Consider the following 766-nt stretch of genomic DNA (forward strand, 5'->3'; position numbering starts at 1 on the left):
TAACCTTACTGATGATTATTTGTATTAATTGTCAAACTAATTCTGATAAAATAAATATGAATATAATTGAAAAACAAATTCTATCTGGCGAATCAGTGAAAGAAATAGGATTAGATTCTTATTCAGATTATAATTACACCATGGATGATTTTAATGAAATAAGACTAGAAATTGTTAAAATATTATTAAATTCAGGGTATAAAAAACCTGATAATAATAAATTCAAACAATATATAAATTCATATTTTAATGGATATTCTAATGATGAAATTGAAACTATATTATTAGAATATCCATGTGTTCTAGATAAAATTGTATATCAAACAAGTTTTGATGGAGTTATGAGTTATCACGCTCCTATACAGATAGATTTAAAAAACTCATTTATTTCAGAGGCTTATTTCATTCCAGAATTAATAGATTATCAAAAAGAATATCCTGAAATTTCAAAAATTGAAAATACACTCAAAACTAAAAAAATAGAAAATGGAGATACTCTTTTTGTACAAAGATGGAAAGATGTGCCAGATTTAGCTAAGCAGAGACGCTTTAATAAACAACTATTAATATCCAGGAATAAATATTTATTTAATGATGATAAAAGCCAATTTGCTTGGTTAATAACTAACGATGCACAATTTATGCGTAGTTTAGTAACTACTTTTGGCTATACCGAAGATAAGAAATTATTAAATTGGGTAATAGAGAATACGGATTTAGACTTATATTCTTTAAAAAATAAAGGGAAATTTAATTATGAAGAATT

1 pseudogene is annotated in these 766 nt (G+C 24.2%); it reads left to right on the top strand.

The window, feature by feature from the left end:
* Window positions 1-56 precede the first annotated feature (56 nt).
* Window positions 57-766 (top strand): annotated as a pseudogene (locus ETU08_RS00575) (hypothetical protein); the annotation flags it as partial.

Origin of the sequence: Apibacter muscae, from assembly GCF_007845635.1 — a bacterium.
Lineage (GTDB): Bacteria > Bacteroidota > Bacteroidia > Flavobacteriales > Weeksellaceae > Apibacter > Apibacter muscae.